The organism is Citrobacter sp. Cpa228 (assembly GCF_030333085.1).
Lineage (GTDB): Bacteria > Pseudomonadota > Gammaproteobacteria > Enterobacterales > Enterobacteriaceae > Citrobacter > Citrobacter pasteurii.
The window spans coordinates 49287-70116 of sequence record NZ_JAOWGQ010000030.1 but is presented as its reverse complement, the minus strand read 5'-3'; the positions used below and the strand labels follow the sequence as shown (position 1 = coordinate 70116).

Annotated in this window: 13 protein-coding genes and 1 pseudogene; 9 read left to right on the top strand and 5 right to left on the bottom strand. The window is 51.9% G+C overall.

Annotation, left to right across the window (positions count from 1 at the left end):
• Position 1 precedes the first annotated feature (1 nt).
• The 4 genes and pseudogenes from OGX91_RS00650 (at position 2) to OGX91_RS00635 (ending at position 3816) form a co-directional block, all read left to right on the top strand.
• Positions 2 to 1945: a methyl-accepting chemotaxis protein gene (locus OGX91_RS00650; RefSeq protein ID WP_040231059.1), complete on the top strand. Its 1944-nt coding sequence runs from the start codon at positions 2 to 4 to the stop codon at positions 1943 to 1945.
• A gap of 179 nt (positions 1946 to 2124) precedes the next feature.
• On the top strand, positions 2125 to 2439 hold the full coding sequence (locus OGX91_RS00645) for a helix-turn-helix domain-containing protein (protein ID WP_005122664.1): 315 nt from the start codon (positions 2125 to 2127) through the stop codon (positions 2437 to 2439).
• 19 nt (positions 2440 to 2458) lie between these two features.
• Positions 2459 to 3243, top strand: a pseudogene (locus tag OGX91_RS00640) (type II toxin-antitoxin system HipA family toxin); the annotation flags it as partial.
• A gap of 54 nt (positions 3244 to 3297) precedes the next feature.
• Positions 3298 to 3816: a hypothetical protein gene (locus OGX91_RS00635; RefSeq protein WP_040231060.1), complete on the top strand. Its 519-nt coding sequence runs from the start codon at positions 3298 to 3300 to the stop codon at positions 3814 to 3816.
• On the opposite strand, the gene OGX91_RS00630 is transcribed toward OGX91_RS00635, so the two are convergent.
• The 5 genes from OGX91_RS00630 to OGX91_RS00610 form a co-directional block, all read right to left on the bottom strand.
• Complete coding sequence (locus tag OGX91_RS00630; RefSeq protein WP_199947033.1) at positions 3813 to 5180, bottom strand: glycoside hydrolase family 10-like protein; 1368 nt, start codon at positions 5178 to 5180, stop codon at positions 3813 to 3815. The genes OGX91_RS00635 and OGX91_RS00630 overlap by 4 nt on opposite strands.
• Before the next feature lie 12 nt (positions 5181 to 5192).
• On the bottom strand, positions 5193 to 5480 hold the full coding sequence (locus tag OGX91_RS00625) for a VF530 family protein (protein ID WP_286625140.1): 288 nt from the start codon (positions 5478 to 5480) through the stop codon (positions 5193 to 5195).
• Positions 5481 to 5613: 133 nt separating this feature from the next.
• Positions 5614 to 6942: an HlyD family type I secretion periplasmic adaptor subunit gene (locus tag OGX91_RS00620; RefSeq protein ID WP_149692296.1), complete on the bottom strand. Its 1329-nt coding sequence runs from the start codon at positions 6940 to 6942 to the stop codon at positions 5614 to 5616.
• Complete coding sequence (locus tag OGX91_RS00615) at positions 6942 to 8681, bottom strand: type I secretion system permease/ATPase (RefSeq protein ID WP_286625139.1); 1740 nt, start codon at positions 8679 to 8681, stop codon at positions 6942 to 6944. The genes OGX91_RS00620 and OGX91_RS00615 overlap by 1 nt, the downstream gene beginning before the upstream one ends.
• A gap of 10 nt (positions 8682 to 8691) precedes the next feature.
• Positions 8692 to 14022, bottom strand: a complete 5331-nt coding sequence (locus OGX91_RS00610) for a peroxidase family protein (RefSeq protein ID WP_286625137.1) — start codon at positions 14020 to 14022, stop codon at positions 8692 to 8694.
• Positions 14023 to 15025: 1003 nt separating this feature from the next.
• Here OGX91_RS00610 and OGX91_RS00605 point away from each other — a divergent pair.
• Genes OGX91_RS00605 through OGX91_RS00585 form a run of 5 tightly spaced genes read left to right on the top strand, consistent with a single transcriptional unit; the run spans position 15026 to position 20776 of the window.
• Entirely contained in the window at positions 15026 to 15580 is a 555-nt protein-coding gene (locus OGX91_RS00605) for a fimbrial protein (RefSeq protein ID WP_005122687.1), read from the top strand.
• Positions 15581 to 15594: 14 nt separating this feature from the next.
• Positions 15595 to 16308 (top strand): fimbrial biogenesis chaperone, encoded by a 714-nt coding sequence (locus OGX91_RS00600; protein WP_223236807.1) that lies wholly within the window; start codon positions 15595 to 15597, stop codon positions 16306 to 16308.
• Positions 16295 to 18772 (top strand): fimbria/pilus outer membrane usher protein, encoded by a 2478-nt coding sequence (locus OGX91_RS00595; protein WP_286625135.1) that lies wholly within the window; start codon positions 16295 to 16297, stop codon positions 18770 to 18772. The genes OGX91_RS00600 and OGX91_RS00595 overlap by 14 nt, the downstream gene beginning before the upstream one ends.
• On the top strand, positions 18769 to 20112 hold the full coding sequence (locus OGX91_RS00590; RefSeq protein WP_286625134.1) for a fimbrial protein: 1344 nt from the start codon (positions 18769 to 18771) through the stop codon (positions 20110 to 20112). The genes OGX91_RS00595 and OGX91_RS00590 overlap by 4 nt, the downstream gene beginning before the upstream one ends.
• A complete protein-coding gene (locus OGX91_RS00585; RefSeq protein ID WP_223236797.1) occupies positions 20084 to 20776 on the top strand; it encodes a fimbrial biogenesis chaperone in 693 nt (230 codons plus the stop codon). Before OGX91_RS00590 ends, OGX91_RS00585 begins: the two co-directional genes overlap by 29 nt.
• Positions 20777 to 20830: the final 54 nt, after the last annotated feature.

The window sequence follows — 20830 nt, the reverse complement described above, 5'->3', positions numbered from 1 at the left end:
TATGGCCTGGTATCCTACTCGTATTTCAACGCGGTTAACCATTGGCGGCATCCTGCTGCTTGCGGTGACCACCCTTGTTATTGTTGCAATTATGCTCTGGCGTGGTCAGCCGCGCGTCGTTGAAATCAATACCGCCCTGATAGAAGAAACAGGGCAAGGTTTAACCCGTCAACTGAGTACTGTGCTCTCTCGTATCGAGGGCGAAACCGTCAGTCTGTCACGACTGGCCGAAGTACTACCTAATGATGAGTCTTTGTATCAAAGCGTGGTTCCACACCTGATTGGCGAAGACAGCCACTCAATTATTACCGGCGGCGGGATCTGGCCGGAGCCAAACGCGTTCACCGCGGGAGTAGAGAAACGTAGCTTTTTCTGGGCGCGCAATGCTGAGGGCAAGCTTGATTTTTCGAATGATTATAATGCCGAAGGATCTGCCGGTTATCACAATGAAAGTTGGTATCAGCATGCTAAAGGTCACTCACAGAACAGTTGCCTGTGGTCTGATGTTTATCAGGATGCCAGTTCCGGCGTGAACATGGTGACGTGCAGTATTCCGTATCAATTAGCCGGCAAGTTTGCCGGTGTAGCTACCACCGACATTCGTCTGGATAACGTTGCGACCTTTATGCAGCAGCAGGGCAACAGCACCGGTGGCTACGCATTTGTGGTTGATAAACAGGGGCAGATCCTCTATTTCCCCCAGGCCGATCAGACAAAATACAAAACCTTTAGCGATCTGGCGCAAAGCGCACACTGGCTGGCCCCGGTAGAAGCAGGGCTGAAATCGCTGCGCGCGACTGATGGCGTGAAAACCATTGCGCTGGAAAGCGACAACGTACTGAATGCCCCGTCACGCGTTATGTTGTTTCCGATGGCTGATACTGGCTGGGTCGTAGGGCTGGTGACACCGGAAACGCGCATCGTTGGCCTCGCTAAAGTCATGATGCAGGATGTGCTGGAAGTGCTGATCCCGATTATGACCGTGTTGCTGGTAGGGTCATGGCTGGTGGTTCGTCGACTAATTTCACGTCTCGATGATACTCGTCAGGCTCTTGATGACATCGCGCAGGGAGAAGGTGATCTTACCCGTCGTCTGGATGTTCGAGGTAAAGATGAGATTTCAGATATCGCGGAAGCCTTTAACCTGTTCGTCGATAAAATTTCCGCCATTCTGATCACCGTCAGAAGCAGTAGCGTGGTGGTAGCCAATAACGCCGTCAGCCTGGCCGACAGTAACATGGAGCTTTCTTCACGGGTAACTCAGCAGGCGGCCGCGCTGGAAGAAAGCTCGGCGGCGATGGAACAGTTAAATGCGACCGTGCATCAAAATGCGAGCAACACGCAACTGGCAGATGAACTTTCCGACAACACTGCGCAAACGGCGAATCGCTGTGGCGACGTGATGCAGGGGGTGATTTCGACAATGGATAACGTCAGTGCCTCGTCCGGTAGAATGGTGGAAATTGTAGCCGTCATCGACAGCATTGCATTCCAGACCAATATTCTGGCGTTGAACGCCGCCGTTGAAGCCGCCAGAGCGGGGGATGCAGGCAGAGGATTTGCGGTTGTCGCATCTGAAGTTCGTACCCTGGCACAGCGCAGTGCCACTGCAGCCCAGGAAATCAAAGCGTTGATCGATGAGTCCGTTTCACATGTTGGCAGCAGCAGCCAGCAAATCCACAATGCAGGTGAGCGCCTGGAAGAACTGGTCAACAACGTGCGTCAGGTTAGCCAACTGATGGGGGAAATCCGTGTCGCGGGTGAGGAGCAGCGTAAGGGTGTTTCCGAAGTCACGCTCGCCGTCACCGAAATGGACAGCACCGTGCAACAAAACGCATCGTTGATTGATGATGCCGCCACGCGAACCCAGGTGCTGAAAGAAGAGGCGGAGCAGTTGGCGTTGCTGGTCTCGTCATTCAGATTGCCTGAACCTTCAGTGGCCTGATAACGACACGATGTCCGGGTGCAAACATTGCACCCGGATAACTCCAGTATAATGTGGCTTAACCGTGATTTATCGATTTAACTCCTCTTTATTGTGTCTTACAACACTTTGAATCATTCCCCACTTAACTCTATAATATTGGGTGTAAGGTCGTGTTTATCCCAATAAGAGCCAATATTATGGATTTAACGCTCAATACAGCAGCCGATATCGTCAAACTACTTTGCGACAGATTGCGTAAGGAACGGCTCGCGCAGCAAATGACGCAGGCAGATGTTGCCGCGCGTTCAGGTGTCGGTGTAAATACCGTTTCGAATCTGGAAGCAGGTAAAAATGTAGGATTTGAGAATCTGGTCAAAGTCGCGATGGTGTTAGGCTATGGTGACGCGCTGGAGGGCTTATTCAAACCCAGGATCGACAGTCTGGATGATATTTTGCGTTACGAGAAGAGCGCGGTACGCCAGCGGGTGAAAAGGAAAAATCCTGATGCCTGAACAAGTCGATGTCTTTTAGCTCCAGATGGGCGGTTCACCGCAAGGGGCCAGGCCAAAAGCGTTACTTTATCGTGACGGTGTCACGTCAAAGTTCACCACTGCGCCCCTCCCAGAGAGCGAAAGCTGGTTGATTAAATTTCCTGCCAGGCATGAGCATGCTGAGGTATGTGCCATCGAAGCGGTGTATGCTGAATGTTTGCGGCAATGTGGGATCACTACGCCTGATACCGCGTATTTTAATCTGCCTGACGGGCAGGCGGCATTTGCTACCCGCCGTTTCGACCGTGACCAGTCGGTCCGTATTCCTATGCAGAGCCTGGCGGTATTTACCGGTGCAAATTACCAGATACCCGGTGCTTTAGATTACCGGGATTTTCTGCGCGCCACGCAGATTTGTACCAATGATGTCAGAGAAAAAGCGAAAGCGTTCGAACGCGTGGTTTTCAACGTGGCATTTAACAACCGCGATGACCATCCCAAAAACTTTGCCTATTTAATGTCAGCCGCAGGAAACTGGACTTTGGCTCCGGCTTATGACGTGACCTGGTGCGAAGGACCCGGCGGGTATCACCAAATGGACGTGCTGGGAGAAGCGCTGGATATCGACAGAAAGCACCTGCAGCAGCTTGGTGTACAGGAAGCTGAGCTATCAGCTGAGCATGTGAACGCTATAATCGACAAGATCTGCCACCATGCAACAGCGCTACAGCCAAAGACAAATACGCCGATCAGATAACACAAACCACGTTGGATACGATACAAAAACAGATTAATGATAATGTTCGTCGGTTAATGTCCCAGTAACGCAGATACAGCCGCTACACTTAGGGAAGAATTAAATCTGAACGAGGCAACGTTATGGCTGAATTTGTCGTGAATATGCTGAAAAACACGCCAGTTTGGGTGTATCTGCTGTTTGCCTTTCTACTGTATCGAGGGATTAAAGCCAGAACACCCGCCACTGTCACGCTGGAAAAGCTGGCGCTGATCCCCGCTATTTTTTTAGTCTGGGATATCTACGATTTAATCACTTATCGCGACCCGACCCTCATTACGTATATTCAGTGGGCGATAGGTATCATCAGCGGCGCAATCATTGGCTACATATTAATTAACCCCGGCCGTTTGAGCCGCAGTAGCGCACCACGGAGTATTCACCGTCCGGCAGATTATTCCGCATTGCCATTTATGCTGCTGGCATTCGGCGTTAAGTACGTACTTGGCGTACTTAACGCCATTTCCCCCGACGTTTTACGTCAACCCGCAATGAGCGCCCTGGCGATCATTACAGGCGGTATCTTCGCTGGCGTTTTTGTGGGGAAATTTGCCCGCTACGTGAGCGTCTGGCTCAGGCTTCCCGCTCAGAACAACCATTAACGTCCCCAACGGTTGCGAATATAAGTTACTGCTTCCTGCGTTTGCGGTTGATTAAGGTAATCTTCGCGAAACAGAATAGTGCCGTTAATGTGCGGTTCAGACTCGTTCAGATCGAGCTGTTTCTTCAACTCCGGTACGCCGCCTTTAACCGTCCAGTCTGGTTCTTTTCGCGACGGCTCGCCAACTTTGTACAGCGCCACCCCAATATACAGGCGGGTGTTGGTTGATTTCACGACATCTGCCCACCATTTTGCCAGCACATCGTACCGCGCCGCATCGCGGGCGAAGGGCCAGTACAGCTGCGGGGCGATGTAGTCCAGCAGACCCAGTTGCACCCAGCGACGGGTATCGGCGTACGATTCATCATACGCTGCCGCGCCGCGCGTGTCGGACCCCGCCGGATCGTGCGAACGGTTGCGCCATACGCCCGCAGGGCTGACGCCAAATTCGACTTCAGGCTTGAGTTTCTTGATGGTTTGTGAAACCTGGACGATCAGGCGTTGCGTGTTATCACGCCGCCAGTCTGCTTTGGAAGCGAATCCCTGGCCGTATCGTCTGAAAGTCTGGCTGTCGTTGAGCGCAGACCCGGGAGACTCGGTATAGAAGTAATCATCAAACTGCACGCCGTCAACCGGGTAATTCTCAACCACTTCAGCCACGATGCTGGTTATCCAGTCGCGCACTTCAGGAATACCGGGGTCTAATACAAAACGCTCGCCCGAAGTGCGGATCCAGTCCCGATGCAGAACATAAACGCTGGAAGGCGTCTGTGACAGCGTGTTGTTTAATTCGGTGATTGTCGAAGGTTTGGTGTTCACGGATACGCGGTAGGGGTTAAACCATGCATGAACTTTCATGCCGCGTTTATGCGCTTCATCAAGCATAAACTGGAGCGGATCGTACCCCGGATGCTGACCAATCGTTCCCGTCAGAGTATCAGACCACGGCAAGATTTTAGACTGCCATAGCGCGGTGGCATCAGGCTTCACCTGGAAAAAAACGGTGTTGATACCAAGACGTTTCAGATTGTCCAGCTTGTCAGTCAGCGCTTTTTGCTGTTGGCTGATGCGAACGGCAGGCGAACTGATGTTGACAGATGAAATCGGCGGCCAGTCCAGACGCGAAACCGTTGCCAACCAGATACCGCGCACTGGCTCTTTGCTCTGCTGTGGTTTGTTTACCGGAGGCTGTGGGGTGATCTTAGATCCCGGCGGCTGTGAAGAACAACTGCCCAGCAGCAACATACTACCTACCAGCAGCGCGAACCACTTCATGTTGGTTAGCGGCAACCTGGCGCGGGAACGGGCGAGTAAATCCGCCAGTTTTTTCTTATAATTTCCTGAAATAAAACCGGATGCAGACATCAGATTTGGCTCTTATTTCTTCTTGTTGCGGCTGTTAGCCCAGGGATCAATGGCCTGTTCAGTGGTGTTATTTGAGGCCAGGTCATCCAGAGAATCAAGGTACAGCGCTTCAACTTCTGTCCGCGCCCACGGCGTACGGCGCAGAAACTTCAGACTGGATTTAACGCTCGGTTCATTTTTAAAACAGTTGATATTAATGCGTTGCGCCAGCTCAGCCCAGCCGTAACGATCAACCAGTGCATTGACCTGCATTTCAAGCGTTACGCCATACAAAGGGTCTTTAGAAATATGAGCATTCATATGAAGTCCAGTTCAGTGGTTCCAGATTTGTCAGTAGTGCGACGGCAAGAAGGTTACAAGAAAGCAAAGCTGCCAGCAATGGCAGAAACCGGCATGGCGCGGTAAGCCGAACGCCATACCGGCAATGGAGGGTTCAATACTCTTTAAAGGCCAGTTCCAGACGGGCAATTAACGGTTTAAACAGGTAACTCATCAGGGTTCGTTCACCGGTCTTGATCGTCACGCTGGCAGGCATTCCCGCTTTAATTTTGTAATCGCCCAGCAAGCGCACGCCCTCCGCTGAGACCTGAACTTCAGCAAGGTAGTATGGCTGCTGAGTGGCCTCATCAGTTAAACGATCCGCCGAGATAGTCAAAACCCGGGCCGGAACCGACGGTAACAGCGCGTGGTTAAGGGCAGGGAACAACACATCAACGGTTAAACCAGGGGCCAGTTTATCAATGGCGTGTACCGGTATTTTGGCATCAATTTGCATCGGCTGTCCGGCGGCGACAATATCCATCAGATGTTCGCCTGGCTGAATAACGCCGCCGACGGTACTGACCTTAACATCCAGCACCACGCCGTTAATCGGCGAGCGGATCTCAGTGTTATCCAGTTCATGACGGGTAGACACCAGTTCATCCTCCAGCATCGCCACCTCTTTTTGGTTTTCGGTCAGTTCAGACTCAACTTCACGCAGATATTGATGACGCACCTGGTACGCTTTAATTTTTAATTCGTTCTGTTGGGATTTCAGTTTGGCAATGTTAAGAATGTCTTCTGAAACGCTGCCGGATATTTCTGCCGCCTCGCGCTCAAGCACCAGTAATTGCGCTTTGGGATAATAGTTTTTTTCACTCAGCGCGCGAATAGCGCCTAATTCCCGGTTAATCAGATTGAACTGGCGATCGCGATAACCTTTTATTTTATTGAGATTATCCGTTTGTCCTACCAGACCATCGAGCGTCTCCTGAATCATTGAAAGTTCGTCCTGAATGGTTTTGCGGCGCGTTTCGAAAAGTTTGGCCTGCAGATTTCTGACTTCGGCCAGTCGCTTATTGCCGGAGAACTGCTGCGTCAGCGTCGTATTAAAGCCGATCGCTTCCAGTCCATCGCGTTCTGCCAACAGGCGGTCTTCAATGCTTTTGGCTGAAATATACTGCGCATTTAACGCGCTGAAACGCATTTCGAGCTGCATTTTATCCAGCCGGACGAGAACCTGGTTTTTCTTCACAACGTCGCCTTCTTTAATAAAGATATCCGTTACCCGACCGCCGCTCAGGTGTTGGATCGTTTTTCGGTTACTCGATACGGTTACCGTACCATCAGCCACCACGCCCGCATCCAGCGGCGCTTGTACTGCCCAGAGAATGAAGCTGCCGACACCCAGCACAATAACGATCACGCCCCGGATAATCGGCGACCAGATATTGGTATCTACGTCAGCAGAGGCCACGTTGTCAGGTTTCTTTTTCATCATCAGGCCTCGCGTTGCTGTTCAGTCGTGGGTGAAGACGGCGTTGCCACCGGTTTCAATATGTTGGCCTGACGCAAATGGGCGAAAACCTGATCGCGGGTACCAAACTCCTGTATCGCGCCATCGTTAAGCAACAAGACCTTATTGACCACGCCAAGCAGCGTGGGCCGGTGCGAGATAATAACGGTGGTTTGTCCCTGCGTACGCAGGATATTGATGGCTTTTACGAGCGCAAACTCGCCTGCATCATCAAGATTGGCATTCGGTTCATCCAGCACGACAAACGCCGGGTTGTTGTATACGGCGCGGGCCAGGCCAATGCGCTGCCGCTGCCCGCCGGAGAGTTGGTATCCTCCCGCGCCCAGCAGGGTGTCGTAACCTTGCGGCAAACGCAGGATCATGTCATGCACGCCCGCCAGCAGCGCGGCAGCGACGATCAACTCACTGTCATTTTTCGTGAAGCGGGCGATGTTTTGCGCGATGGTGCCATCAAACAGTTCAACATCCTGCGGCAGGTAGCCAATTGACGGGCCCAGTAGTGCTTTATCCCACTGGCAAATATCTGCCCCGTCTAATCTGACCTTGCCGGATAACGGCTTCCAGACGCCAACCAGTACTTTTGCCAGCGATGTTTTTCCTGAGGCCGAGGGGCCGATAATCCCCAGCACTTCGCCTTGTTCCAGTTGGAATGAGATATTACGCAGCAGTGGTGAAGACTGGCCCGGCGCCGCCGCGAAAACACCTTCAACGCTGATGTTGCCGTTCGGACGAGGCAGGGTGAGAACCTCTTTCGGTGCCGGATACTCTTTCAGTAGGGCTGAAAGTTGGTGCCATGCGCCACGAAACTGCACAAACTGCTTCCAACTGCCGATAACCTGTTCCACCGGGTTGAGGACGCGGCCCAGAATAATCGACGCGGCAATCATCAGGCCCGGGGTAATATGGCCGCCGATCACCAGTAGAGCGCCAGCGCCCAGCGCAATGGATTGCATCAACACCCGCACAAAACGGCTGAGACTGCTTAATCCGGCCGTTTTGTCGGCAATTTGAGTTTGTAGCGCCAGCACGTTGTTATGCTGTTCCTGCCAGGTCGACTTCAGGGTTGAGAGCATTCCCATCGCTTCAATGGCATCGGAGTTTTGCAGCTGTTTATTCAGTTTACTGGCATTGTTAATGGTTAAGGCGTGTGCCTGCTGAATTGGACGTTTGGTTGAGATTTCAGACACCAGCGTCAGAATGAATAATAGCGTTATTCCGCCGAGTGAGAGATATCCCAGCAGAGGGTGAACAAGAAAAGCGATGAATAAATATATCGGCGTCCAGGGAATATCCAGCAAGGCGAACAGACTATTCCCGGAAAGAAACTGACGGAGCTGATCCAATTCGGCTAAAGACTGTGCCGGATTGTTATCGCCGGTGGCGATCTTTCTTTTAAATGCCGCGTTAAAAACCAACTGGCTCAGCTTGATATCCAGCCGGTTGCCAAGCCTGACCATGACCTGCGCACGGGCAAATTCAATTAGGGCAATAACAATGTACAGGCCGACAATCAATAAGGTTAACATTAGCAGCGTGGTGGTATTTTTACTGACCAGCACGCGATCGTAAACCTGTAGCATATAAATTGCCGGCGCCAGCATAAGCAGATTAATCACACAACTAAAAAACAACAGCATCAGAAAAGTGGGTTTCGTTCCTTTTAATGCATCATTCAGTTCTGTTGGCGTATGCTGGCGCGACATAGTCTTCTCCTTATACGATCAATGAACTATTGCCATTATTGCTGGCAAGGGTGGTGGGCATTTCCAGATAAAAGTCACCAATATTCACGGTGGTTGAATTGACGCCCACCAATGTGATGGTGTCGGTACCGATGGTCACAACGGTGTTGCCATTGTTTCCGGTGATAGACACGCTGCTGGCAAAATTACCCGCATTGATGCCTAACAAGACGAGATCAAGGAAGTCCTGACCGCCGTTGGGATTACTGTCAAAACCGGTGATTCGGTCCTGCCCAAAGTTAGCCCCGAAGGCGAATATATCGCTCCCGGCGCCACCATCCAGAGTGTCATTCCCCTCCTGGCCATTGAGAATATCGTCGCCGCTACCGCCGGAAAGGGTATCCGCGCCCGCCCCGCCAATCATGACGTCGTTGCCGTTTCCACCCTGCAGGTTATCAGCGCCATCTCCGCCATCGAGGAAGTCATTGCCGATCCCGCCAAACAGCTGGTCATTCCCGCCCATACCGAACAGATAGTCATTGCCGGAACCGCCCGTAATGGTGTTTGCAATGGCATTACCGGTGCCGATAAAACTGCCGCTGCCGGTAAAGACCAGTTCTTCCACGTTGTCCGTAAGGTCGTAGCTGCTGAGACTGGTGCGCACAATGTCTGTACCGCCATTCGCACCTTCGATAACCACATCGCCGAAATCATCAACAATGTAGGTGTCATCACCCGCGCCACCGGTCATGCTGTCGGCGCCAAGCCCGCCATCAAGGGTGTCATTACCCGCGTCGCCTTGCAGGATATCTTGCCCCGCCTGACCAGACAGGCTGTCGTTACCCGCACCGCCGACGAGAAGATCGTCACCGGCGCCGCCCAGCAAGGTGTCATTCCCGCCTTCACCGCGCAGAATATCGCTCCATGCTGTACCAACGAGTGTGTTAGCGCCGTTGTTCCCGACAATCAGATCACCCACTGGCTGAGTGGTGGTCGACGTCAGAACAACAGGGGGATTGCCTTCATCGTCGACGACGGTAACCACCACCTGCAGCGTCCGACCGACCATGGCCTGGCCCGGTGTATAGGTAGCAGATGTCGCGCCGTTAATGTTGACGAACCCGGTCGGGGTACTCATTCTCCATTGATACGTGAAATTACCGCCGCTCAGACCGTCGGCATCAGCAATTCCCGAAACCACCGCGGTCAGCGTCAGGCTTTCGGTCGGAGTAAGGTCATTAATCACCGGCACACCGGTGGTGGCCTGATTTCGCGGTAGGATTGACTGAGTTTGTGCCGACACCAGCGTTTCAGCGTCGCCCATGCGGTCGTTAAAACTGGCAACCACGCGCAGCGGCGCGCCCTGAATAGCGCCAGGCACTCTGAACTCCACGCCGGTCGCCTGATCCCGCCATTGACCATTGACGAATGCCTGCCAGGTCATGGTGATGGCGACATCCGCCGCCAGCCCATTACCATCCAGCAAGTTCGCCACGTTGACGCGCAGCAGGTCGCCCACCGAAGGGTTAGGATTGCTGATAGTAAGATCGCCCGTCGCTTGCTGCGCCGTCACCCACAGTTGCTGACCATCGCCAAACTCCAGTTTTTCGATGTTCAACAGGCGATCAATGCCGTCATTAAGGTTCAGCGCGGCATCAGGCGTGGCGTGATCGACGCGCAGGCTACCGTCTGCCATACGGGTAAAGGCATAGTTGCTACTGATATCGCGGTAGACTGCCACATCAGTTTCAGTGCCATCACCGTCATAAAGGATTTCTCGCACAATCGACAACTGATTGGGTTTCAGCGTGCCAGCCAGCATGTACGACTTCAGTTCGGCCATGCCTTCGGCGCTGGTGAGTCCCGCCATGCCGGTAACGGCGATACGAACGTTGAGCCAGGCATCACCATCAATGATGTCGTTCCCCGCTTTACCCATAATGCGGTCGCTACCGCCGCCGCCGAGTAAAATATCGCTACCATCATCAGGGTTCAGCAGTACCGCGTTCGGATTCGCCGAGCGTTCTACGCCGAGAATGGCTTGCAGGCCGTCAATTCTGTCAGCCCCCTCCTGGGTGAGATTGTTGGAGAGGGGAACACCCTGAACCGGTGCCGTACCGAGCGGCTGTTCCGTACCGGTTAAGATATCGTTGTGTTTCCATCCGGACAGTCCTTCAACCAGGTCGAAACGGTCACGCAGAATAAATTCCTGCTGGTTGACGAAAATCGGGATCCCGAGGTCAGAGTTCGCTGCGTTCGGGTCGCCTTTATGGATAGCCCAGTCGAAACCGGCCATGCCGTTATTGCGCTGAATACCCGCGCCCTGAACCATAATGTCATCACCGGCTTCTCCATCGTAGTCAGTGTCGTTGCCCTGACCATTCAGAACGTCGTGACCAATAATGGTACTGTTGAAAAACAGCTCTGAGTTGTCTCCGGCGAGGGTGTCAAATCCGTCGCCACCTTCCAGCCAGTCGTCTCCTTCGTTGCCCATCAGGAAATCAGCGCCCGATCCCCCAAGCGCAAAGTCGTTATCCTGCCCCGAGAAGACCTCCTGAGCATCTTCGCCGACCACCACGAAGTCGCTGCCGCTGCCGCCAAAGACCAGATCGTTCCCGTTACCGGAGAAGATGACATCGTGTCCGGCATCGCCGTGCAGGAAGTCGGCATCGCCCACGGGCGTACCGGTGTCAGTAATGATGTCGTCACCGTCGCCGCCGTGAACCACATCCGCTTCATCACCACCGTCCAGGCGATCATCACCGCCGTCGCCCCACAGGCTGTCGATGCCTTTCCCCCCGATTAACGTATCGTTGCCTGCCGTACCGCCAAGTACCACATGCCCATCGCCGGTATATTTCAGATACCCACCGTCGGCAAAGCCATCGCCATCCACATCAGCACCCGGATCGCGACGCACCAGCAGCGGCGAGAGCAGATCCTTCAGCGGATTCCCCCATTTCGGGTCGATTTCCGTTTGCAACACACGGTTCACTTCAAAAATATGGTCCGGCGTCTGGAACAGATTGGCGGGCAGGTGAGAGGAATCCGCGTCGCCGAGATCGCTGTTACGCATTACCAGCGCGGAAAACGAGTTAGCTTCCAGTTCATTGAGCATGTTCAGACCCTGAACGCGACTCAGATAGTAGAAACGGTCACCGTCCTGCAACATTTCCATTTGCGTTTCAAAAACAAAGTTGAAGGTTGACCCCAGCATGCCGCCAAATTCATTTTTGCGCTCGGCCAGCCCGCCAATCCAGAAATCGACCATATTCAGTCCGGTTTCTTTGGTTGCCCACGCACCGGTGCTGTTGAAGAAATCCATGGCATCCGCAGGTGGGGCGTTGTTGGCGTCGCCAAACAGCAGGAAGTTCACCGCCGCGCGCTTACCTTCAAGGCTGGTGGCATTGAGGATCAGCTCATGCTGACCGTAAGCGGCCATAAAATTAATGATCGAGGCCGGGTTTTTCAGGTAGGTGGTAAAGTCAGCCCAACTGGTATAGGGCCGTAGTTGGCTATCACCGCTCAAGGCAAAGAACTGCTCGCGAGCCTGGTTTAGCGTTGGCATTGCTGTATCGCGACCACGGGCAATGTTAAGCGCGCCTAAATCCAGCGGCAGGCCGATCAGGTTATTACGCAGGGCATCGGTAATAAACTCATCAATTTCGTTGCCCACCTGACGCGTCATACCACGCACAATCGCGCCGATGGCCTGATCGTCAGTAACGGTAGCACCGTTGATTTCATTGAATGCCACGGGATTCAGGAACGCGGCAATCAGGCCGAGATCGCCGCTTTGCATATCAATGTCGGTACGCGCCACGGTTTCTGTCAGCATTGAATGCCCGAAACGGTAAACCACATGCGCAAACTCGGCAAAGATCTGAGGGTTAATATCCGCTGTGTTGGAGAAGACAAACGGATCGACGGCGGGTTGTACTGTACGAGCAAATTCCTCAAACACGAGGTGCTGATACTGCATTTCCGTGGAGAAACGACCGGCCTGGAATAGGTACTCGCCGTTCCAGACCAGGGTAGAGGTATCGGCAGGTAATTCTGTGATTTGGTGATTCGGCATCAACCACTGGTTAATCAGAACGATATCACCAGTTTCCAGCAGCGTAGTTTTATACTGTTCAACCAGGCGGTTATGTTCGCTGTGAAAAACAGCATGCACCGCGGTTAAGCCAATATTCTCATTACCACGACCGTCGCCGGTAATAAAGTGACGGTCGAGCAGTTCGTTATCATAAGTTCCTGCAGGTTGTGGTCCTTCGCCGCCGATAGCACTGTCATCATCTGCCAGCAGGCCCACTTTGGGGGCGGCAGTATGTGCAATATCATCCAGAAACGCATGACCGGTGCGGAACGTCCCCGCGGGTAACAGACCGCCATTAGCCTCAACCAGCCCGGCAGTCGTAACAATCTGCACCTTGCCATTTTCACTTAAAATCAAATTACCGTAACGGTCCGTCGCCAGCAGAGGAACATTAAAAACATCCTGATCGGTAAGCTTAATGCCAAGCAGGGTTTCAGCCTGGTTTTTAACGTCAGCCCAGGTAGCCAGTCCTCCGTTAGCGCCGCCTAACAGATTCCCCGTTGGCTCAGGTTTCCCATCAATGATGGCGTATTCGCGGATGAAAATCTGATGTGAAGGATGGGAGGTGTAGGTTTGGTTTTGGTCGATGAAGGGGGTTGTAAGGTTTACCGTCTCTCGATTCTCATCAACCGTCGCCCGGGTTAATAGCATAAAGTTTGTATCCGACCCCTCCACATATAAAGGGTCATCGGGCTGGAGCGGAATGAAAACAATACCGTTGCCTCCTTTCGGAATCAGATCCAGGCCGTGGTCGAAAAACTGGCCAAAGAAGGTCATCCAGCCGTTAAAAGCAGGGGAGAGACCGATATCGGGAGACTGATTGGGAATGGATAAGCTGTCATCCCCAGTAACAGTCCCGCCGCCGGGCGCATCCTTTAATGCGTTAAAAACCTCAAGTGCGGCCGGGTTTGAGGTCGTCTGGTCTGAAATTAAATTACTAATAATTCGTGGGTCGGCATCAATAACCATGCCGCCAATCTGTATATAACTGGTCATTTGATCCGCATCTTGCCAGTTTAAAGCTGTTAACCTTGGCATGGTTTGATCGGCTGAACCGTATAACTCCTGGCCCGGTAGAAGGTTATTCCATGAACCATCTACCGTGCGAAGTCCATAGGGCAAGAGTGGACTGGAGACTAATTCCCGAAGCATTTCAGCATTAATGCTCCCGTCTGGGTTAGTTGCCGCTTCGGATATTTTGATCTGCTTAAGAATAAAAGCAAGATCGTGCAGGGTGACAGTAAAGTCATATTGTGAGGCCATAAGTTATTACCCCTATCTTTACTTGTATTAGCTATCATCATTCGTTCTCATGTTTATAAAAAACATGTGAGAATGAGTCGTATTTAGTACTTGGTTGTTATTGCTTGTACAACTCCATTTAATAAAACACTCAGATTATCAATGACGTATTTAGCGTCATCTTCGCGGATATTCACATCGCGAAATAATGTATTCGCAGGTTTAAAAATTTGCTATTGGTGTGCAAAAGACACACTTGCTCTCTTGAATTATCAGGCATATTCAAGGTCTGCTGCGTCGCAAGTTTGAGCGTAGTAAGGGTTAGATGTGTTGTTTTTTTCTCACATTACATTTCTGTGATGATCATAACTATGGTTTTTCCTTTGCCGACTTCACTCATACTTTTCTATGAATAAGATTGTATTTTCATTTCTTTACATTAGGGGGGTGGCAATTTATTTTTACACCGAAGACAACGCTGAGTAGACTGCATTGAAGCTTCAATTTATGAGGAAAATATAACGTTATCTCGGTTAAATATTCCTCTCATCTTAAAATTATGTGCTACTTTGCCAGGTTGAATTAACCCCGGCAAGTTTATGTTAACACCAGGACGAACACGGGTAATAACGAAGGTTAACTTTAAGACTAAACGGTCACAAGGTTGGCTATGGCTGCATTAACCTGTGATGAACATGGTCTTTATCGTGTTTAATTCAGGTTAAGAAAATTTTTCTTAGGGAAATTATCGCTAGCTATAAAACTCAATATAAACAATGAGTTATATCGAAAACATCGAAATTGAGATCTTATTTAAGACCGACCTAATATGATTTGAGAAAACAAAGGTTTTAATCTCTGGGATTATTCTTAAACTAGCAGTCATCGTAGGGTTAATCCTACGGAGTCATAAGACATTACTGGCGTCGCTGTATCCCTCAATAAATACTCCGCTCTCAGCAGAGAGGGGCTATTGCATTATTTATTACGATACCGATGTATTTATTAATTAAGGACAGACAATATGAAAATCAATAATCCTCATACCAGTTACATATTTGCGGTTGGTGGCCTTGCGTTATTATTTGCGCAAATAGCGTATGCTGATTCAGCAAATACCATCACCTTTAAAGGCGAAGTGACCGAACAAACTTGCGAAGTCACGGTTAACGGTGTAAATGCACGGCCGGTCGTATTACTGCCGTCTGTTGCGAAAAGCGATCTCGCGGCAGCATCATCTTCAGCAGGCCTGACAACATTCACCCTCGGCGTTACTGGTTGTACTGTTGATGCTAATGCGTTGGATATTAAAACTGTGTTTGTTGCAAATAATATGACCGAGCGCGGAAACCTGGCTAATACGGGTACAGCGCAAAATGTTGAATTACAACTGCTGACCGATAGCGCGGGCACTACGCCTATTGATTTGCGTACTGGAACTCCGGTTACAGGAATCACCGTTGCGGCCGGAAATACGTCCGGTGAGCACGACTTTGCCGTGCAGTATTTTAGCCCGAACGGTGGGGCAACCGCCGGGACTGTTGTCGGCACTGTGCAATACGCCATTTCCTATTTGTAAGCGAGATCTGCGTGATGAAAGGATTGGCTATTGGTTTAGCTGGAATGATGATGTGCTTCTGCGTGCAGGCAAGCATAGTGATGACCGGCAACCGGATAATCTATCCGGCAGACAGCCGGGAAATCAGTGTGCAATTAACTAATCGCGGCGACGTCCCTGGTGTCGTTCAGGTTTGGCTTGATGATGGCGATGCACAATCAGTACCACAAACTGCGGCCGCTCCTTTTGTCACTACGCCACCGGTCTTTCGGATGGCTGCCCACGCGGGGCAAACTGTTCGGCTGCGTTACATCGGTAAACCCGTCGTACAGGACAGGGAATCGCTATGGTGGTTTAACTTCATTCAGATCCCGCCCATAAATAAGGATGCGCAAACCGATAACCAGCTACTGGTGCTGGTGCGTAGCCGCGTAAAAGTATTGGTCAGACCCGAGGGGCTGGTGGGTTCGCCGCTGGAGATGGCGAATACCAGCCGGGTCTGGCTGCAGAATGGCAGGCTGCATTTACGTAATAACAGTGGTTTCTATCTCGCGCTTTCGTCACTTGACGTCAGCGGTGCGGGAAAAAAACAGCGCATTCAGAGCGAAACAATCGCACCGTGGGCGACGATGTCGTGGCCTGCAAAAATTTCGCAATTGAACGACGCGCAAATGCGCTGGATTAACGATCAGGGAGCCTCATTAAGCGGGCGCGTGGCGTTGGAGAAGCAGGACAATGTCCGAAACTAACCCACGCTGGTGGTGGCTTTTTTTGCCCGCTGCGATGCCTGTTTTTGCCAGCGATTACACCTTTGACGAAACATTGTTGCTTGGGAGTGGTTACGAAAAAAGCCTGGCAATGCTCAACAATCCGGATGCGGTGGTCGCGGGACGTTATAGCGTGGATATCTGGCTCAATGGACGGTATGTAGGGCGGGATGATGTGTTGTTTCGCCAGAATACAGCTGGACGTACCGAACCCTGTCTTCCGGCGAAATTCTGGGTTGAACAGGGCGTAACAGCAGCGTCGGAACAAGGGCAGGATTGCTTCGCCCCTGAAGCTCGGATCAGCGGTGGACGCTGGGATTTTGACCAGAGCTTATTGCGTCTGAATCTCAGCGTTCCTCAGGCGGCATTAAAACGTACCCCCATGGATTATGTACCGCCGTCGCAGTGGCAAAGCGGCGAGAGCGTGTTGTTCAGTAACTACAATCTGCACGCCTATCACAATAAAAATAACGGTCAGCAAAGTGATTATGGTTGGCTGGGACTGAGCAGCGGCTTCAACATGGGGAGTTGGCAATTTCGCCAACAGTCGTCTGCCAACTGGCGGCGCGATGGCAATCGAGAAAGCCAACGCTGGGATGCGCTGCAAACCTGGCTTCAACATCCTGTCGCATCTCTGGAAAGTTTACTGACGGTAGGCGAAAGCTACACCTCGGGAAATCTGCTTGGCAGTATGGCGTTTACAGGTGTCAAACTGGAAACCGATCAACGAATGTGGCCACAGTCGCGACGCGGCTATGCCCCAGAAATTCGTGGTACGGCATCTACACCTTCACGCGTTGTGGTCAAGCAGAATGGTCGAACGCTTTACGAAACCAGCGTACCACAAGGCCCTTTTGTACTTGATGATTTGCCGAATACAGCCTGGGACGGTGATTTACAAGTTGAAATCACCGGCGCCGATAACAAAAAGAGTAGCTATACCGTGCCATACGCCAGCGTACCTTTATCACTGCGTCCCGGCGTCTGGCGCTACGGTCTGGTGGCAGGTAAGACCCGGGATTACAGCGCCGCCGATGGTCTGTTTACCGATTTCACGCTGGAGCGCGGGATGACGAATCTCCTGACCGCTAATGGCGCTTTGCGGATCGGCGACGACTACCAGGCACTGCTGATGGGAGGCGTTCTGGCAACGTCGATGGGCGCTTTGGGTGTCGATGTTACCGGTTCGCGGGCCCGGATTGCTTCTCAAACCATGAGTGGCTGGCGGCTGCAAACCAACTGGAGCAAAACGTTCACTCCGACAGGAACTCACGTCGCGCTGGCGGGTTATCGCTATTCCACAGAAGGATATCGTGACTACGGTGACGTTCTGGGTGAGCGAAGCGTCAGCGGGAGCAACGCGCAGTGGCGCTCGGATACGCTGCGTCAAAAAAACCAGTTTACCGTTACGGTGAACCAAACATTGAGCAGCTACGGAAACCTATGGCTGTCGGGATCAATGATGGATTACTACAGTGACCGTGGCAGCAGCACTCAGTTGCAGGCTGGGTATAACACCACCTTTGGACGAATGACGTTAGGTATGTCATTCAGCCGACAGGACACCTGGTGGCGTAACGGTGACCGTTCACAGGTGCAAAAAGAAAACATGGCAACGCTTACCGTCTCAATGCCTTTAGGTATAGGCGAACGTGAGCATACGCTGGCGCTGTCGGCGAGTCAGGCTCAACAGGCTGGGCGCAATGCGCAGTTGGCATTGTCTGGTGCGCTTGATCAGGATGAAACCCTTAATTACGCGCTGTCCACTGGCTGGCAACAGGGGCAAGGTGGGTCAAACAGCGTGACCGACTGGGGTGGTTCACTGCAAAAAAATACGGCTTTCGGCACGCTAAACGGCAGCGTCTCACAGTCACAAAACTATCAGCAATGGTCTGCAGGGATACGCGGGGCGCTCGTTGTACATCGCCATGGCATTGTGGCCGGCCCGTGGGTTGGCGACACATTTGCTCTGGTGGAAGCGCCAGGCGCTGTGGGAGCCAGAGTAGGGGGCGGACGGGGTGCAACTGTGAACAGTGGGGGTTATGCGCTGGTTCCCTCATTGACACCTTATCGTTATAACAATGTGACTCTCGACGGTAGCGGAATGAACACCAACGCAGAGCTTCAGGAGAGCCAACGGCGCATTGCACCAATGGCAGGGGCCGCAGTAAAACTGCGTTTTGCAACGCTCTCTGGCTATCCGTTACTCATCACTGTGAAGAGTGACGTGACGTTACCGATGGGAGCGGCAGTGACCGACGGTCGAGGTCGTGTAGTCGGGATGGTTGCCCAGGCGAACCAGGTATATGCCCGCGTTGAAGACGAAGAGGGACTATTGATGCTGGAAAGCAGTGATTGTTCGTTGCCGTGGAAACTTAACCAACAACAACGTACAGAACCGTTAATTGCATTAACGGTCACTTGCGTAACAAAAGGGCGCTCATGAGACTATTTTTTCTGGTGCTGGCGCTGTTTTCTTGTCAGATACAGGCCGCCTGTGAATACATTATTTATCCATATAAATCAGGAAGTAATGGCGCACAAGGCACGCACAGGCTTAGTGCAAGTACGGACGGCATTGCCAATGACTGGCGCTCCGGCGGCGGCAACGATGCCTGGAACGGGTTATTGCCGGGATTGAGTAAGTCTGTCGATATCACCAGTAATAGCAGTTTTCAGCCGGCAGGGACGATCCTGACCTCCAGCGGCGGGATCCCTTTTACCACTTATGCTCATAAAGGCGGCGGTTACGATCCTGAGCAGGTATTTTTCCGTTGTACACCGGACACCGCCGGGCAACTCTATGAAGCCTGGTCAACTAACGGTGATGACACCGTGGCTGGCTGGTATGAAGCAACGGATGTACCTGGCGCGTATCTGACCATAATGAAAAACGTCGCATTACGCTTGACGCACGATGCAACAGGCAGCGTCTTTACCGACAGCTGGCAGCAACGCCCACTGGAAAACCTGGATCTCGACACCAATGGCAACTTCCTGATTAAGGCCAAGAACTTCTCGACGATAAGCGCCGAATTGATCAAAACGCTGGATACACGCTATTACGCCAACCAGGCGCAGTCTGCTACTTACAATAGCTATGTGAATCCCAATGCTTACGTGGTTTTTCGTGCGCCAGGTACAACTTCGTGGGGTATCAAGATAGGTCAGCCGCACCGTGGAGGAAATTGGGCTGGCTGGGCGAATGACTGGCCGTCAGTGATCAGCCTTTACAATAACGGGATCTTCGTCAAACGTGCGGCAATGTGTCAGGTCACCGATTTTACGCCGGTAGTGCATTTGCCACCAATTTCCGTGGCTCAGCTCAGGCTGGGGGAATATTCCTCAGCGCCCTTCCAGATAGGATTTGCCTGCGAATCAACGGTGGTTTCGGGTGTGGCGACCGGGAAGAGCAATGTCGCAATGGGGCTTCTTGCGCCGGAAAGCAGCGTTAACAGCGCCTGGGGTTTTAATTTGATTACCGGTAAAACCGTAACCTGGCTATTGGATACGCAATACGGTACCCCCGGTCGGGCTCGCGGCGTTGGCGTGCGTGTTTACCGGGCGGGTAGTCCAGTGAATTTTATGGCGGTATCTACTGTCGGTAGCGGCAGCGAAGGCGGCTGGATGCCGGTCATTGGCAGTAATACGCAGCAAAATGGCAGCCAGGATGGCGTCAATTACTACAGCGAAAGCTTCGAAGCTCGTCTGGCAAGTTTTGGCGCGGATACGTTAACGGCGGGGAGCTACCAGTCACATGTACAAGTTTTATTACGTATTCAGTAGCCTCTGGATGCTGGCATTTGGCGTGCAGGCAGCGGTTAACATCAGTACGACTCGGGTCATCTTCAACCACGGAGAGACTCAACGCACGGTAATGCTGGTCAACGACGGAAATTATCCGGTGGTGGTTCAAAGCTGGGTAGATGACGGCACGCCAGAGAAAGGGCCATCCCAGGCCAGCTCGCCTTTTATCGTGCTTCCCCCGGTGCTAAAAATTCTCCCCGGTGAACAACGCGAGATAAAGATCATGACAACCGGTACGGAGCTTGCCAACGATCGCGAGTCGCTATTCTGGCTCAACGTGTACCAGGTTCCAGCGGAAGCGAAAAATAGCTCAACTGGTGAAAAAGTGCGCTTAACGTTAAGAAATCAGCTAAAAGTCCTATGGAGACCGAAAAATACAGGTGTGTTGACTGAAAAAAGCATCAATCTTCTAAGTTTTCACCATGAAAGCGGGGGGATTTACGCTGTTAATCAGAGTTCCTGGAACATATCTCTGGCTAATGTAGTTTCAGGAGACTATTCCATAACTGGAATAGTGGTTTCACCGCGTTCCCGGCAGGTAATTTTTAAGTCTGCACCTCCTGAAATGCTGAATAATAAGATAAACTTTACTGTGATTAACGATGAAGGAAATCGTTGGGGGTTTTCAACTGTCGTAAATTAACGCTGGCAGTGCTCGCTCCAGCTAAATTGACAAAAATCCATATTCAGGGAACAT